The organism is Kitasatospora sp. NPDC043950 (assembly GCF_056435345.1).
In genome coordinates, this window is record NZ_JBWKER010000055.1 from 1 (window position 1) to 16106 (window position 16106).

Annotated in this window: 9 protein-coding genes; 1 reads left to right on the top strand and 8 read right to left on the bottom strand. The window is 73.5% G+C overall.

The window, feature by feature from the left end; genetic code table 11:
- Positions 1-156: 156 nt before the first annotated feature.
- The 3 genes from AC07BF_RS30060 to AC07BF_RS30070 all read right to left on the bottom strand — a co-directional run bounded on the left by AC07BF_RS30060 (position 157) and on the right by AC07BF_RS30070 (position 4029).
- A complete protein-coding gene (locus AC07BF_RS30060; RefSeq protein WP_478334167.1) occupies positions 157-2580 on the bottom strand; it encodes an RICIN domain-containing protein in 2424 nt (807 codons plus the stop codon).
- A 259-nt stretch (positions 2581-2839) separates the two neighbouring features.
- Positions 2840-3589, bottom strand: coding sequence for a sulfite exporter TauE/SafE family protein (locus AC07BF_RS30065; protein WP_363376397.1), 750 nt, complete (start codon positions 3587-3589; stop codon positions 2840-2842).
- Positions 3586-4029 carry a rhodanese-like domain-containing protein gene (locus AC07BF_RS30070; protein ID WP_478334168.1) on the bottom strand — a complete coding sequence of 148 codons (444 nt, stop codon included), beginning with the start codon at positions 4027-4029 and terminating at the stop codon, positions 3586-3588. The genes AC07BF_RS30065 and AC07BF_RS30070 overlap by 4 nt, the downstream gene beginning before the upstream one ends.
- Before the next feature lie 291 nt (positions 4030-4320).
- Here AC07BF_RS30070 and AC07BF_RS30075 point away from each other — a divergent pair, with 291 nt between their 5' ends.
- Positions 4321-5706 (top strand): MBL fold metallo-hydrolase, encoded by a 1386-nt coding sequence (locus AC07BF_RS30075; protein WP_478334169.1) that lies wholly within the window; start codon positions 4321-4323, stop codon positions 5704-5706.
- Here the strand turns inward: AC07BF_RS30075 and AC07BF_RS30080 are convergent.
- The 5 genes from AC07BF_RS30080 to AC07BF_RS30100 all read right to left on the bottom strand — a co-directional run bounded on the left by AC07BF_RS30080 (position 5664) and on the right by AC07BF_RS30100 (position 16104).
- Positions 5664-5933: a hypothetical protein gene (locus AC07BF_RS30080; protein ID WP_363586368.1), complete on the bottom strand. Its 270-nt coding sequence runs from the start codon at positions 5931-5933 to the stop codon at positions 5664-5666. The genes AC07BF_RS30075 and AC07BF_RS30080 overlap by 43 nt on opposite strands.
- 217 nt (positions 5934-6150) lie before the next feature.
- On the bottom strand, positions 6151-13602 hold the full coding sequence (locus tag AC07BF_RS30085) for a LamG-like jellyroll fold domain-containing protein (protein ID WP_478334170.1): 7452 nt from the start codon (positions 13600-13602) through the stop codon (positions 6151-6153).
- Positions 13603-13926: 324 nt separating this feature from the next.
- Positions 13927-14169, bottom strand: coding sequence for a hypothetical protein (locus tag AC07BF_RS30090; protein WP_478334171.1), 243 nt, complete (start codon positions 14167-14169; stop codon positions 13927-13929).
- A gap of 21 nt (positions 14170-14190) precedes the next feature.
- The gene (locus tag AC07BF_RS30095; protein WP_478334172.1) at positions 14191-14796 is read right to left on the bottom strand and encodes a CPBP family intramembrane glutamic endopeptidase; all 606 of its coding nucleotides are present in this window, start codon (positions 14794-14796) and stop codon (positions 14191-14193) included.
- 765 nt (positions 14797-15561) lie between these two features.
- Positions 15562-16104 carry a CGNR zinc finger domain-containing protein gene (locus AC07BF_RS30100; RefSeq protein ID WP_363586371.1) on the bottom strand — a complete coding sequence of 181 codons (543 nt, stop codon included), beginning with the start codon at positions 16102-16104 and terminating at the stop codon, positions 15562-15564.
- Positions 16105-16106 lie beyond the last annotated feature (2 nt).

Below are 16106 nucleotides of genomic sequence, written 5' to 3' on the forward strand. Positions count from 1 at the left end.
GGGGGGGGGGGGGGGGGGGGGGGGGGGGGGGGGGGGGGGGGGGGGGGGGGGGGGTTGTGGGGGGGGGGGGGGGGGGGGGGGGGGGTGGGGGGTGGGGGGGGGGGGGGGGGGGTGGGTCGCGCCCCCCCCCCCCCCCCCGGTACTGCGGTGTGGGGGTCAGTCGGTGACGGCGGCGCTCGCGGTGTGCCCGGGGGCGAGGGTGACGGTGACGTAGGTGTAGGTCACGCCGTCGAAGGTCCTGGTCCGGGTGGGCCGGGCCTTGCCGTCGACGGTGATCCCGCCGTGCGGGCCGGTGAAGCGGGCCTCCCAGGTGAGCGGCGCGCCGCCGGTGTTGGTGACGGTGCTGCTGCGGTGGCCGTCGTGCCGGACGGTGACCGAGCCGGCGCCGACCGGGATGTCGGCGACCTCCAGCCAGCCCATCGAGGCGGGCAGCCGGGAGGCGGTCACGAGGGTGTGTGCGGCGGCGTCGGGTTCGACGCCGAGCAGGCCCTGCACGGTCTGGCCGAGCAGGGTGAACGGGACCTCGGGGTAGTCGCCGTTGAGCATCCGGCCGCTCGCGTGGAGCTGGTCGACGCCCTGGTAGATCTGCCGCATCCACTTCCAGGCGGTGTCGCCGTCGTGGTTGGCGAAGAAGGCGTCCGGCAGGTAGGTGTAGGCCTCCAGGTTGGTCGAGCGCTGCGGGCCGGAGTCGGCGGCGTCGATGGCGGCGAGGAGGGCGTCCCGGCGCGGGCCGGGGTCGAGCAACTGCTTGACCGGCATCAGCACGCTGGACTCGTAGCCCCAGCCGGTCACCGGCTTGCCGGTGGTGTCGTAGCCGTGCACGACCTCGCCGGGCTGCTGCCGGTCCACGCTCCAGGTGGTGTTGACGTAGTCGCGCAGCGCGGTGGCGGCCTGCCGGTAGCCGGTGGCGGCGGCGGTGTCGCCCTTGGCGGTGGCCAGGGTCGCGGCGGCGAGGTACGCCTGGTACTGGGCGCCGATCGCGTCGCCGGCCTCGGCGTAGGTGCTGGTGGCGTTCTCGGCGTAGCTCGCGGTGCCGGCGAAGATGCTGCGGCTGGTGGCCTGCGGGATGGGGAGGCCGCCGTTGTCGACCGGGCCGGGGTGCTGGGCGATGAAGGGGCCGAGGGTGTTGCGGACGTAGCCGCTCAGCGCGGGGTCGTCGGCGTAGTCGCGGTCCCCCGTCCACCGGTAGGCCTCGCCGGCCTTCTCGACCAGCTCGAACGGCGCGGGCAGCTCGCGCACGAAGCGGTCGGGGCTCCGGTAGTCGATGCTGCCGTACGTCCTGGCGTCGAAGTTGAGTGCCCAGACCGGGTAGAGCTTGTTGGTCTCGGTGGCGGAGCCGGCGAAGCCGCGCAGCATGGTCTTGTTCTCGGCGTCCAGGCCGAGCAGGTGGGCGCCGACCAGCTGGTGGGCGAAGTCGCGGCTGTAGAAGTCGGAGCGGAACGGGTAGCCGGCCCAGTAGGTGGTGTCGTAGGTGGTGGTGCCGGTGCCGCCGGGGTTGTTCTCGTCCTGGTTGAGCACGCCGGTGGTGCCGGCCTGCTGCACCCAGCTGTTGGCCTTGGTCTTGGCCCAGTCGAACAGGGCGACGACCTCCGGGTCCGAGGAGCTGATCCTCGGGTCGCCGGGGGCGGACGGGGCGACGGAGGCGTCGTCCGCGTTGACCCAGCCGGTGGGGGAGGAGCCGATGCCGAGGGTGAGCCGGTCGCCGGCCGCGACGTGCACCCGGGGCAGGGTGTACTTCGCGTAGACGGGCTGCTCGGGCAGGGTCAGCGAGCGGATCACGGTGCCGTTGACGCTGACGGAGAAGGTGCCGCCGGCGCCGCCGGTGGCGATCCAGGCGGACAGGTCGTAGCTGCCGGCGGTGACGGCGGTGACCTGCTGGGCGATCCGGTGGCCGGAGCCGGCGTCGAGGTAGGCGAGGCGGGTGCCGCCGTGCGGGTTGTTGGTGGCGACGCCGGTGTGCTCGGTGAACGTCCAGCCGTCCGTGCCCTGTTCGAAGCCGGGGTCGGTGAGGGTGAGCGGTTCGCTGCGGGTGAGGGTCCAGCGGTGGGCGGGCCGGGCGTCGCAACGGCGGCGGTCGGCTGCGCTGCTCTGCTCGTGGTCGGCGGCGCCGTCCTGCTCGCGGTCGGCCGCCGTGGTGAGGCAGGCGCCGTGTGCGGTCAGGGTGTGACTCCCGCCCGGTGCCGGGGAGATGGCGAAGGTCTCGGCGGCGGGGTCGGTGCCGCAGTCGGCCGTGCCGGGGTGCCGCCCGGTGCCGTCGAGGGTCAGGCAGCGTCCGCTCGCGGCGTTGACCAGCCGGTAGCCGTCGGTGGTGCGGTGCAGCTGCCAGCGCTGGCTGAGCAGTCCCTGGCAGGCCGTGCCGACGACGGGCGTGCCGGCTGCCGGCTGCGCGTACTGCGGGCCGAGGCAGCCGCCGTCCAGGACGGAGCCGAGGACGTAGCCGCCGCCGTCGACCAGCGGGGCCGGGCCGTCGGCTCGGGCCGGTCCCGCGCCGACGGCTTGGACGGCGAGGACGGCCAGGACCGCCAAGCCCGAGGGCAGGGCGCGGACCGGTCGGCGGCGCGGGGCGCGGGTGGGGGGCATCGGGGCTCTCCTGTCGGACGGGTGGCGGTGCGTCAGGGGGCGGGCAGCGTGCGCGGACAGGGGTTTGAACGTTCAAATCCCCGGAGCGGCGCTGGGTGACATGTGCAATGTCACATGCCCGTCCGAGTCGCGTCAACGGTCGGCGCACGGTCGGCTGCCGCCCTCCGGACTCGTCCTCCGGTTCGCGCGCCGGGAGCCGGGGCCCGCCCGGCGTCGGTGCGGGGCGGTGGCCGGCATCAGCGCAGCGCGGCGACCGGCGTCAGCGCAGGGCGGTGACCAGCATCAGCGCGGCCACGCCGAGCAGGGCGAACGCGAAGGCCCGCTGGAGGGTGCGCCCGCTGAGCCGGTCGGCGAGCCGCTTTCCGTCCCAGGCGCCGAGGATCGCGGCCCCGGTGAAGGGTGCGGCCACGGCCCAGTCGATGGCGCCGGTCGCGCCGAGGCGGGGCAGCAGCGCGGCCAGCGCGTTGGCGGTGATCACCAGCAGGCTGGTGCCCACCGCCTCGGCCATGGTGAAGGCGAGCACCGAGACCAGCGCGGGGACGGCGAGGAACCCGCCCCCGACACCCAGCAGCCCGGTGACCGCGCCGAGCCCGGCGCCGGTCGCCGTCGAGCGGCCCCACCCGGCGGCGGAACGTTCCTGCGGGGCGGCCTTCGGCGGCACCAGCATCCGCCAGGCGGCCAGCCCGGCCAGCACCGCGAACGCGCCGGTCAGCAGCGCCCCGGGCAGGTGCGCCGAGAGCGCCCCGGCGGCCGTGGCGGCGGGCAGTCCGGCGGCGGCGAACAGCGCGCCGGTGCGCCAGCGGACCCGGCCCGCCCGGGCGTGCGCGAGCAGGCCGGTCAGCGAGGTCGCGGCGACGATCACCAGGGCGGCGGTGGTGGCCAGGGCCGGGCTGAAGCCGAGCAGGTAGACCAGCGCGGGGACGGCGAGCATGCTGCCGCCCCCGCCGAGGCCGCCGAGGGCGAGGCCGACCACGGCCCCGGCGGCCAGCGCCAGGAGCAGCGCGGTCATATCGCGTCCCCGGCGTCCCTGGAGCTCCCGTCGCCGGCGCTGCCGCCGCTGCCGCCGCCGTCGCCGTCGCCGTCGCCGTCGCCGCCGTCGCCGCCGGTGCCGCCGCCCGGCGTGGTGACCGGCAGTCCGGCCCGCTCCCAGGCGGTCATGCCGCCGACGACGTTCAGCACCTCGACGCCGCGTTCGGCGAGCAGCTGCGCCGCCCGCGCGGAACGGTTGCCCGAGTGGCAGATCGCCAGGACGAGCCGTCCGCCCGCCTCGGGCGGCAGCGGTTCGCGGGCGGCCAGGGTGATCAGCGGCAGGTGGAGGGCGCCGGGGGCGTGGCCGGCCGTGAACTCGCCGCGCTCCCGGACGTCGAGCAGGACGGCTGTGCCGGCGCGGGCGAGCTGGTGGGCCTGGGCGGGGGTGGTCTGCCCGGGGTCGGGCGGCAGCGGGGGCATGCGGTGCTCCGGTGGTCTGGTCTGGTGCGGGCCGGACGGCGCCGGACGGGCCGCCGCGGGGCGGCGCGCCGGGCGGGCGCCCCAGGGGCGTGGGCGCCTCCTCGGTTCCGCCCGTCTCCGACGGCGACGGGCGGTCCCGCGCAATGTCCACCATAGTACCCCGGGGGGTATTATCGACCTCGTTCGGCGATACCCTGCCCCGTATCGACCGTGGGGTCGTATGCTGACACATATACCAGTGGGGGTATTGAGATCACGCCGAGGCGCCCGACGCCGCCCAGGAGGTTCCCCGTGTACTTCGCTCAGTTCTACCTCGACTGCCTCTCCCAGGCCTCGTATCTGATCGCCGACGAGACCACCGGCCAGGCCGTGATCGTCGACCCGCGCCGGGACGTCGACGAATACCTCGCCGACGCCACGGCACGCGGCCTGACCGTCGTCGGCGTCATCAACACCCACTTCCACGCCGACTTCCTGGCCGGCCACCTCGAACTGGCCGCCCGCACCGGCGCCTGGATCGGCTACGGACACCGCGCCGAGACCGAGTACCCGATCCGCAAGCTCAGCGACGGCGAACGGATCGAACTCGGCGACGTCGCCCTCCAGATCATGGAAACCCCCGGCCACACCCCCGAGTCGATCAGCGTCCTGGTCCTCGAACAGCCCGACGACGCCGTCCCGTACGGCGTGCTCACCGGCGACGCCCTGTTCATCGGCGACGTCGGCCGCCCCGACCTGCTCGCCTCCACCGGCGTCACCGCCGCCGAACTCGGCGCCATGCTCTACGACAGCGTCCACCGCAAGCTGATGGCCCTGCCCGACGAGACCCTGGTCTTCCCCGCCCACGGCGCCGGCTCGGCCTGCGGCAAGAACCTCTCCACCGACCGCCGGTCCACCGTCGGCACCCAGCGCCTGACCAACTACGCCTGCCAGCCCATGGACCAGGACACCTTCGTCCGCATCGTCACCGCCGGCCAGTCCACCGCCCCCGCCTACTTCGGCCACGACGCCACCCTCAACCGCCAGGACCACCCGCTGCTCGACCCCACGACCGCAGCCCGTCCCCTGTGCCCCGAAGGCTTCAAGGAGGTCCGCGGCGCAGGTGCCGTCGTCCTCGACGCCCGTAGCCCCCAGGAGTTCGGCGCGGGACACGTCCGCGGCGCCGTCAACGTCCCCGTCGACGGCCGCTTCGCCGAACAGGCCGGCACCGTCCTCACCCCCGACAGCAACATCGCGATCATCGCCCCGCAGGACCGCGAGGGCGAGGTCATCACCCGCCTCGCCCGCATCGGCTTCGACCGCATCGCCGGCTACCTGCGCAACCCCGGCAACGCCCTGCCCGCCCTCGCCGACGACCTCACTCCCGCCAGCCGCCTAACCGCCGACCAGCTCCGCACCGCACTCGCCGGCGAACAGCCCCCCACCGTCCTGGACGTGCGTACCCGCGGCGAGCGCGAAACCGGATCCATCGAAGGCTCCCTGCACATCACCCTGACCGAACTCCCCAACCGCCTGGACGAGATCCCCACCGACCACCCCCTCGTCGTCCACTGCGCCAGCGGCCACCGCTCCTCCATCGCCGCCAGTCTGCTGCGCCACCACGGCCACCCCGACGTCTCCGACCTCCTCGGTGGCTACAACGCCTGGCACACCCTCACCCACCCCGCCGGGGCCTGAACCCAGCCGGCCCGGGCCGCGGGCGCTGCCTCGGGCCAGGCAGCCCGGTAGTCCCAGTTCTGCCCGCCGGTCTCCTCGGGCAATGAGATGGTGGGCGCGGCGATGACGTCGCCGGCGGTGACGACGGCGCACCTGGCGTGGAGGGCGAGGGCGCTGCCGGTCCACAGTTCGGCGTCGTCGGGGTGCGCGAGGGCGGCCAGGACCGAGCCCGGCACGGCACCGCTCACCACAGCCCCAGCTTCTCGATGACGTCGGCGGGCTTCGGCAGCTGGGGGGGGCGCCAGGCCGCGGAGGGCGACGGCCACGTCCACGTCGCGGCGCCACATCGCACCGTCGCGGCCCGCTCTTGCCGCCCGGCAGGGTGGGCAGACACGAGAGCGGGTCGGTTCGAGCCGGTGCGTTGCGGAGTGTGCGGGGCGGTGGGGTCTCCGCCGTGAGCGGGGGTTACTCGGTGACGCCGTAGTAGTCGGTGAGGAACCGGGTGATGGCCTCCTCGTGGGCGAGGAGGTGCGGCAGGTGGGTGGTGAGGGCCGTACGGGTGGCTGCGGCGAGGGCGGTCCTGGTCGCGGTGGCCTGGCGTACGTACGGGTCCAGGCGGCGGACGAGTTCGTAGTTGGACGCGATGTCGGCGCGGACCAGGTCCTGCTCCAGCGGCGGCGCGTCGGCGGCGGGGACCGGCGGCAGGATGCGGGAGACGAAGGTGACCCGGTGCAGGACGCGCCAGCAGGGCGGCTTGCGGTCGGACTGCTGGGTCTGGCGCAGTGCCGCGGCGCTGGGTGCGGAGGAGCCGGCGAGCCAGAGCGGGTCGACGACCTTGTGGAAGAAGTCGTCGAAGTTGTCCCCGGACTCGTGGAGGTAGAAGCTCATGAACCGGTAGGCGTCGACCTTCCCCGGCACCCGGCGGGGGCTGCCGTCGGGGTCGAAACGGGTCTGTCCGTCGGCGCTGTAGGCCTGGAGGTCGCCGGAGGGGCGGCAGTCCACGTCGAGGGAGTAGGAGCGGGAGGCGTCGCGGGCGCGGGTGCGGGTGACGCTGTGGCTGCCGCCGAGGCTCGCGTCGAGCTGGGCGCCGATGCCGACGCCGAACACGGTGAAGCCGAACTCGGCGCCCGCGGTGGCCATGTCCTTGACGGTGTAGGAACCGGCGGTGGTCTCGGTGACGGAGTCCGTGGTGGTGGTCGTCTCGGCGAAGAATCCTCCGTCGGCGGTCCACACGTACGTGTTGGCCAGGTCGCGCACGACGGCCCCGTCGGCAGCGGTCTGCCCGGTGCTCTCGCCCCGGTTGTCGTCGATCGGCCCGACGAAGGTCTCGGCGATCCTGGCGGCCCGCTGCTGCGTGGGATCGGGCGTGCCGGTGGCGGTGGAGACGCTCTCGTAGTAGCTGCGCAGCTGCTGCCGGCGGCGCTGGATGGCGCGTTTGAGGGCGTAGGCCTCGCGCGGCTTGTAGTAGCTGTACTCGCCGTACCGCTGGGCGTTGGGGTAGGCGGGGTCGAGGACCTTGCCGTGTTCGTCGAAGCCGACACCGCCGTCGAGGGTGCCCTGCTTGGTGTACTGGGGGTTGATGGGGAAGGTGAGGATGTTCCAGTCCCTGGGGATGTCGGGGTTGGGCAGCATCCGGTAGGCGACGAGCGTGCCGGTGTGGGCGAGGCGCAGCGCGAACACGTCGGCGGTCTGCGACTGCACCAGAGCGAAGCCGGTGTTGGCGGGCTGGTAGCGGCGGCCGAGCGCGGGGTTGAGCAGGTGGGCGGGGTCCTCCCAGTGGCCGGTGAGGGCGACGGTGGTGGCCCGCGCGGTGTCGGTGGCCTGGGTGAGGGTGGTCGCGTCGGTCCAGGTGTTGGTGAATTCGAGGGTGTTGTCCAGGCTGAGGACGGCGCCGCCCTTGACCGCCGGTTTGGCGGTGCCGATGCCCAGCGGGGCCATGATGAGCAGGGTGTCCGCGTCGTAGGTGTTCTTGAACGCGAAGTGGAAGGCGGCGTCCGCGCTGCGGTCGCGGGAGGAGGACAGCGACTCGGTGACGGAGTCGGCGGTGGTGAATCCGACGCTGGAGGCGCCCCGGTAGTCGTTGCCCTGGCCGGTGAGGTTCTCGGAGGGGACCGGCGGGGCGCCTTCGATGTAGCCGATGAGCTGGGGGTCGTACTGGACCTGGCTGACCCACTCGCTGACCAGGTCACCCACCTTGTAGCCGGTGACCAGGCGCCAGCGGCCCTCCTCGGTGAGGTAGGAGTAGGCGCGTTTCATCACACCGGTGGCAGTGCCGTCGGCCGCGTACTGCATGTCGGCGTACTCGCCGACGGCCGGTGCGGTGGCGACGGTCTCGTGGAAGGGGGTGCGCACGCCGGAGACGGCGGAGCGCACGGCCGCGGTGTCGGTGGAGACCGGAGCGGTGGACAGGACCACGGTCGGCGCGGCGCCGGGGCCGGGCCGCAGGTGGTTGCCGCGCAGGCCCATGTCGCGGACCACGTCGGTGCCGCCGGAGGTGGAGTCCCGGTCGAAGGGCCAGTAGCCGATCAGGTCTTCCTTGTCGCCCTTGAGGCGGGTGAAGAGGTTGTCGCTGATCTGTTCCGCGGTGCGGGCGGTGCGCCAGACCCGGACCTCTTCGAGGGTCCCGTCGAGGGCGTCGGTGACGGTGGTGCCGGCCAGGCGGGCGCCGAGGGTGAACTGCCGTTCCCCGTAGTGCGTCGGGCTGTCGGGGGCCGCCGCGTCGACCGGATCGGTGGCCAGCGCGATGCCGTTGCGGTAGAGGCGGAAGACGCTGGCCCGGGGGTCGGGGTCGCGCGTCCAGGTGGCGCCGCGCAGCCGGGCGGTGTGGGCGCCGGTGGTGTCGGTCGTGGTGCTGCCGGTGTTCTCCTCGAAGGTGAACCGGGCCACCAGACCGGTGTCGCGCGGGGAGACCGGGGTGCCGATGACGGCGGCGTCGCGGGCCTTGTTCCAGATCCGGACCTCGCCGAGGACGCCGCGCGTCCCGTACGTCCGCATGCCCTCCCGGACCCGCCCGATCTCCAGGGTGCCGGTGCCGCTCTCGGGGCCGGGGCCGGTGTAGCGGGAGGTTCCGGTGGGGGTGCCGTCGATGTAGAAGGTGATGTCGTCCCAGGCGTGGACGTCGACGCCCTGGACGACGTCGACGGTCTGGGTGGTGCCGGCTCCGTCCGGGCCGGTGAGGGCGATCTGCCGGGTGCCCCGCTGTTCGGTGGTCTCGCGGCCGGCCCGCTTGACGACGGCGATCCGGGTGAAGCGGCCGGAGGGGACGGTGGCCGTCGACACGAAGCGCCGGACGACCGGACCGGCCTCCTCGAAGGCGAACTCCAGCCTGCCGTCCGGGCGTACGGACAGCTGGTAGGGCACGTGCTCCTCGCCGCCGAGCCGGCCACGGGTGATCAGGCCCTGGGTGGTGCCGAGGCGTTCCAGCGTGCCGAAGACCTCCAGGGTGAGGTCGCCGGTGAGGCCGAGGGAGTCGTCCCCGTCGCTGTCCAGCCAGGACGAGCCGTCGAGCCGGACGGCCCAGGACTGTTCGAAAGCGGAGGCCACGTGGGCCCACTCGCCGGCCGGGAAGACGTCCCGGCTGCGGACGGCGCGCTCACCGACGCCGGCGACGACCCGGTAGCCCTTGGAGTGGGACTCGCCCGCCTGCGGGGTTCCGCCGAGGACGCCGTGGCGGCCGTGACCGGAGGTGTCCAGGAACTGCTGGTCGCCGCAGGTCCACGAGCCGAGCAGGCCGGGCAGTCCGCTGGCGACGTTCTGCCGCATCAGGTCACGGATCTCGTCGGCCGTCCGAGCGCGGTTCCACACCCGCAGGCTGTCGATGCCGCCCCGGAAGGACGCGGCGGCGCCGAGACCGCCGAGCACGAGCCGTCCGTCGCGGGTGACGGTTCGGGCCGTGGAACGGCGGGCGGCCTCGACGCCGTCGCGGTAGAGGACCTGGGTGCGGGTGGCGGGGTCGAGGACGGCGGCCCAGTGGTGCCAGTCGGTGTCGGTGTACGACGCGGCGGTGGTGAGGACCTCGCTCCCGAGGGCGAAGGAGACCGTCCCGGCCTGGTCGTAGGACAGGGACAGCGCGCCGGCGCCGTAGGACAGGATCGTCTCGCTCGCGGTGTGGGCGGCGACGGCCCGCCTGGCCCACAGCTCGATGGTCAGGGCGGTTCCGGACAGGGCGAGGCCGTCGACGGACACCTGGTCGTCGGCGCCGTCGAAGACCACCGCCGTACGGGCGGTGGCATCGGCGAGCAGCAGGCTGTAAGGGGCGTCGGCGTCGTTCGCGGCGTGCACCAGACACGCGGTGCGGGTGGCCCGGTAGGGGTTGACCCACGCCTCGACCGTGACGTTCGAGGCGGTCGTGGTGGTGGGGAGGGCCGCGGCGGGCAGGGCCAGGTACTGGTCGGTGCCGTTGAAGGCGAAGGCGCGGCCGGGGGACGAGCCGCGCCAGCGGCAGGGCTGTCCGACGACGGCGTCGTCGGCGGTGCCGTCCTGCACCCGGGCGTCGGGGGAGGCCGCCGCGACGGTGACGAGGCGGGAACCGCGGGAGAGGTCCGCGCCGGGCCGCTCGGCGCGTGCCAGGGCGGGGTCGTACGGGACGAGGCGCACGGGCGAGCCGGGCGCGGGGCGGCAGGGCCGGTCGACGCGCAGTGCGGTGGCCCCGGCCGGGGCCGACTCGGTGAGCAGCCGGACGCCGTCGTCGGTGGCGATGTAGGCGGGGGCGGCGAGCGGCCGGCCGAGTGGGGCCGCCAGGCCGAGCGTGGCTTCGGCGGCGGAGGGGTCCGAGGCGTCTGAGGGGTCCGGTCCGTCGGTCCGGACGGGCTCGGCGGCGGTGCCGAGCGTCTGCGGGACGTGCGTGGCGCCCGAGAGCACGTCGACGAGCGTGCCGGTGTCGCGGGGCAGGGCGCGCCAGACCTCGCGGTCGCCGGGCAGGTCGATGGTGAGGTCGCACAACCCCGGCTGCCCCTGGACCGCGGTGACGCTCACGCTCACCCCGGTCAGGTCCACTCCGGCGTCCCTGGCGGTGAACAGCAGCGCGGCGTCCCCGATGCCGAGGGTCTTGGTGCCGCGCACCACCTGGGTGTCGTAGTAGGCGGCGAAGAACTGGTCGTTGAGGCCGCGGAAGTACAGCGCGACGTGGCCGGTGGCACTGTCCATCAGGAAGGGCCGTGAGGAGGTGCGGGCGAAGGACAGCAGTCCGCCGGTGGAGCCGAGCCCGGTGGCGTCGGTGCCCAGGTGCGCGGCGGCGACCGTCACGTCGTCGGTGCCGGACAGGCCGTCGGTGAACCGGCCGAGTTCGTCCTGTGCGGAAGTCAGGGCCGCTTCGCGGACGGCGAGTTGGAGGGTGACGTCGTTGAGCTGCTCCTGGGCGGCCAGCAGCGCCTGGAGCTGTTCCTGGGCGGCGTCGTGGGCGTTGCGCGCGGCGGTGAAGGCGGTGTCCGCACCGGACCAGGAGATCCGGTCGATCCGGCACCGGCCCTCGCCGCCGGCCATGACGGTGGAGCTGGTGTACTGGGCCAGGTAGTTGCCGCCGGCGGCGCGGATCGCGAGCGTCTTGCCGCTGTGGTAGGCGACGATCTGGTATGTGCCCTCGGACTGGGGGATCACGGCGAACAGTTCGTTGGCGGTGTTGGCGTTGCTGCTGTTGTACAGCTGGACGTAGCTGCCCTCGGCGCTGGTGCCGCCGTAGACGTTCATCTGGTAGCCGCCGTTGACGAGGCGGATGAAGTAGAGCTTGCGGCCGACGCCGTCCCGCCAGCCGGAGTAGACGAACCGCCAGCTGCTGATGCCGGGCACGGTGTCCCAACCGTTCAGGGGGTTCTTGTGGTGGAGGGTGTTGCCCTGCGGGCCGACCCAGTAGCTGTGGCCGTCGGGCCTGGTGAAGCGCAGCTGGGCGTTGTCCCAGTCCGCGGGGTTGTCGCGCTGGAGTTCCCACTGCGCCTCGGCCGCGGTCAGTGCGTGCCGCGTGGCGTCCTCCGCGGCCTGGCGGGCCGGGATGTCCGCGCAGGTGGCGGTGAGGGTGACCGACTGGGCCCGCAGGTCCGCGATCTCGGTCCGGAGGCCCTTGATCCGCTGTTCCAGCGCGCTCTGGTGGTCCAGGTCCTCGTGCTCCCGGGTGGTGAGGTCCGGCAGGGTCAGGACGTCGGCGACCTGCGCGAGCCGGCCGTCGGCGCCGACGGCGAGATCGAGGACGGCGAGGCGGGGTTCGGCGTCCGGCGCGGCCGCGTCGCCCGTGGCGCACGACAGCAGCACCCGGGTCTGGTGCTTGGCGGGCTTGGGCACGTCGTGGTACCCGGCAGCCTGGGCCTCCTGCTGGTGGTAGAGGATCGCCGACGGGGCGGAGAGGACGGTGCGGGCGGCGAAGGAGAAGCTGTCCCGGCGGATGCCCGCGTGCTCGCCCACCGGCGCCGTCGAGGTCACCCACGACACGGCCCCGGACAGGGCGGCATGCCGCGCATGGTCCGTCTGGTCGTGCGCCACGGAACCTGACGCCTCGTCGAAGCGGTAGTACGCGACCAGTCCGGGTTCGTCCCCGACCAGCCGGTGGCCGCGATCCTGCCGCAGCTCGTCCTGCGCCCGGGCCCGGTCCCAGATCCGCAGCTCGTCGGCGTCGAACGCCACGTTCCGCCCGGCGCCGCCGAGCACCGCGGTGCCGGTGCCGGGCGGCGGGGTGAACGGACCGGTCCCGCAGGGCAGTCCGTCCACGTGCAGCGTGGCCGTACCGTCCCGGCAGACCACGGCGAGGTGGGCGTACTCGCCGGCCGCCAGGGCCCGGGTCCCGGTGACGGTGCCCGACCCGCTGAGCAGGGGCACGCCGCCCTCGGCCAGCTCCAGCACGAAGCCGTCGGTGTACACGGTCGTGGCCGCCGCCCGCTCGGGCCGCAGCCACACCTCGACGGTGAACTCCGGCCCGTCCCGCACGCCGGCGACCGCCGCCGCCGCGTCGGGCCCGGCCAGCCGCAGCGCGGTCTCCCCGGAGCCGGAGCGGGACGCCACCGGCACCAGCGGCGCCCCCGTGAAGGGGCAGGTGCCGGGCTCCCGCTCGTACACGGCGCCCTGGTAGGCGGGGTCGGGGCTGGTCCAGGCCCGGCTTCCCCGGGTGTCGAACAGCCCGTCCGTGCTCTGCTCCACGCTCAGGGCGTCGATCCGGGAGGTGGCCGTGTTGTGGCTGAAGAACTGCCAGCGGCCGGTGCCCGCGACGCTGGTGGGTACGAGCAGCGCCGTGAACCGCCCCTCGCTCAGGTTCCTTACGAAGCCGAGTACCTGCGTCGGCTCGCGGAACGGACGGCCCTCCATGTCGGTGCCGCCCAGGCTGTCCTTCGCCGAATCCGGCCGGTCCTTGCTGCGGCTGCGCCGGTAGCGGATCTCCCGTACGGGCTTGAGGACACCGTCCACCAGCAGGAAGCGGTCGCACAGCAGCGCCGAGTCGACCAGCGCTGCCCCCGTCGCGCCCCCCGACGCCCGGCCGGGCCCCGCCTCGCGCACGGCGTCCGGGTGTCCGGCGGCCACCGACTGGCGCAGCACCACCACGTACGTGCCGTCCGACAGCACCTGGAACGGGACGGCGGCGGTGAGCCGGGCCGTGCTGGACAGGAACGGGTCGCTCTCCTGCGGGGCGAGCACCTGCGTGTGCTCCGCCTCGACCCGCCCGCCCTTCTTGACGTGAGGCATCGTCACGGTACCGAGCGCGGCGTACCCGACGCGGACGAGCTCCTCGGGAAAGGACAGCTCCAGCGGATCCTCGGTCCAGTAGGCGGCGTCCGCCTCCCCCCGGGCGGGATCGTAGGCACCGAGCGCCAGGACCGAGTACACGATGCGCCGCTGGTCGTCCATCGCGAACGCCACGGTCGTTCCTTGATGGCGGACCACCGTGGTGGAGCTGTAGGTGCGGTCACTGTAGACCTTCACCACGCCGTCACTGACACTCATGAAGCCCGCTCCCTCGGCCGTGCACGTGGACATGACGCACAACCGGGACCCTACGGAAAGTACATCCTCGTAACCAGGGAGTGATTTCGGCCATGCCTGAACTGGCTGTTCCTGGGGTCCGGCTCGGGTTTTGCGGGAGGCGGGGCCCGGATCGGCGTCTTCGCGTCGTAGCGCCGGACTGCGGAGTCTGACGCCCGATTGACATCCGCTGTCTCACCCGCCGGGCAAGGGCGTGTCCCCCTTCGCCGTTCACACCCGCGGCCGAGTGCCGGCCGATTCACCCGTGCGGGTGCTCCACGCCGTACGGGAGCGGCGACGGGATCATCACGCCAGCGGTCCCTGGTCGACTGCCACGGAGGGTTCGATTCGCTTGCGCCGGACGATGAGTACGACGATCAGCGCGATCTGCAGCGCGATGAGCAGGACCATGCCGACCGAAACACCTGGTTCGGGGCCGACCAGGTTCGAGATCAGGCTGGTGTCCCACAGGCCGTGGACCAGCATCGGGAGCAGGATGACCCCGCCGACGCGCAGACACAGGTAGAAGAAGTAACCGGAGGTCGCCACGATCACCGCCTGCCCGATCGCCTACGGGCCGGTGCTGATGGCATTGCTGACGTGGACCAGTCCGAAGACGACCGAGGAGAACAACGCGGTCCGGCCCTCGCTGAGGCCGGCCCGCCGGAAGACCTGGACACCGACGCCGCGGAACATCAACTCCTCACCGACCCCGACGAACACCCCGAGCACCAGCAGGCACACCACCAGCGACGCCTGCTGCTGGGCGAGATGCCCGTAGTTGAGCCCCGCGACCGCAGCGACGATCATCGAGATCGGCACCAGGTGCACCCACCGCCGCACAGGTGCGCGGTAGCGGAAGACAGCGGGCCACCACCTGAGCCAGGTGATCACCGCGCTCACGAACACGATGGAGGCGCCGATCGGGATCAGCGCGTTGTGGACGATCGCCTCGGTCGTCGGGAACTGGCTCCGGGAGTTCCCGTTGTCCACGTGAATGGCCGCGCCGAGCCCTTGGATGATGCCCAGGTAGACGATGACGATCAGGGCGTAGCCGAGCCAGGTCAGCCGTCGGCCGTGGTCGGCCGCGGCCGGCGGGTCCGGAGCGGAGGAGTCGTTCGTGCCCGGTACCGCCACGGGCACTTCGTGCCCGTCGTCATTGCTCGTCACGCTCATGCCGCCGCTTCTCCTGTCCGAGCCCACACACTCTGAGCCCCCGGCGTCAGCCGGATGCCGTTACAGGGGGAGTACTGTATAAGGTATACAAGCACCTTAATGGGATATTCCGCTATGCCTGCTTGAACAGGAAAGGTCCCGCTGTCACCAGTGGGGCCTTCCTTGGCGCGGGGCAGGGCGCTTCCTGCGGTTGTGCGGTGCTCGCTGACCGATGCCGGCTGCTGACGCGGGCCCTTCGACGCCGTGAAGGTGTGCCGGGTTGCAGGCGCCGGATCGGGAGCCGGGTCGGGAGCCGGGTCGGGAGCCGGACCGTGGTCGGACCACAGAGCCCAGGCGGCTCCTGGCGGGGAAACAGTCGCCTGCCGCGCAGTGCACGGAGCCTGCCCCAGGGCGCACGGGCCGGGATGTCGCGGGTTGCCTGCCACGGGCGACGCCTACGCTCATGAACGTTCACTCCCCGCGAGGTGCCGGGTCGTCTGGACGCGGCCTTCGTCAGAAGCAGGGTGGCCCACGGTACTTTGCGTGACGTGGACTGTGCCGCCGCCCGTGCGGTGACCGGTGTGCTGGGGGGCCTGGCCTGCCACAGACCTGTCGGAGTTGCCCACGGTGCCGTACGCGGTGCTGGCCGGACTGTCCAACGAGGAGTCGGTGGCCGGTCGGGACGGCCGTAGCCGGGTTCGAGCCATCGCCCGGACATCGTCGCCATCCGCAGCTGCCGCGACGTCACCCGGCTGAAGGGTGGGGGAGGGGCGCGCCGGCGGGCCGTCAGTCGGTGGCGCGCTGGGCCCGGTGGGCGGCGACCCGCACCCGGGTGGCGCAGCGCGGGGTGCAGAAGCGCTGCGGGGTGCGGCGGCCGGTGTCGATGAAGAAGCGGTTGCAGTCGGGGGCGGCGCACTCGCCCCAGGCGCAGGTGCCGCGCTCGCTGAGCCACAGGCCGAGGGCCAGGGCGGAGGTGGAGAGCAGCCAGTGGGTGAGGCCGGCGGCCGGGGGCGCCTGGGTGTGCATCGACCAGGGGCGGCCGGGGAGGCGGACGAGGCGGGGGCGGGCCGGGTAGTGGTCGAGCAGGGTGTTGATCGCTTCGGCCGCCTCGTCCTCGTCGTGGAGGGCGAGGATGCCGATCAGCGGGGCGGCGGCTTCGCGCAGCTCCCGGGCGTCGGCGTCGGTGAGGCGGAAGGGCGGGCCTCCGTGGCGTTCCAGGAGGGCTTGCAGATCGGCGGCGCCCGCCTCGGGGTCGGCGCGGACGGTGTTCGCGAGCTCGGTGACGAAGTGGAGGCCGCGGGGGTTGCCGCCGTCGTGGTCCTGGGTCATGG

Bases quoted from the DNA above. Each gene is read 5' to 3' on its own strand.
- AC07BF_RS30060 (WP_478334167.1), bottom strand. From the start codon at position 2,580: ATGCCCCCCACCCGCGCCCCGCGCCGCCGACCGGTCCGCGCCCTGCCC.
- AC07BF_RS30065 (WP_363376397.1), bottom strand. From the start codon at position 3,589: ATGACCGCGCTGCTCCTGGCGCTGGCCGCCGGGGCCGTGGTCGGCCTC.
- AC07BF_RS30070 (WP_478334168.1), bottom strand. From the start codon at position 4,029: ATGCCCCCGCTGCCGCCCGACCCCGGGCAGACCACCCCCGCCCAGGCC.
- AC07BF_RS30085 (WP_478334170.1), bottom strand. From the start codon at position 13,602: ATGAGTGTCAGTGACGGCGTGGTGAAGGTCTACAGTGACCGCACCTAC.
- AC07BF_RS30095 (WP_478334172.1), bottom strand. From the start codon at position 14,796: ATGAGCGTGACGAGCAATGACGACGGGCACGAAGTGCCCGTGGCGGTA.
- AC07BF_RS30100 (WP_363586371.1), bottom strand. From the start codon at position 16,104: ATGACCCAGGACCACGACGGCGGCAACCCCCGCGGCCTCCACTTCGTC.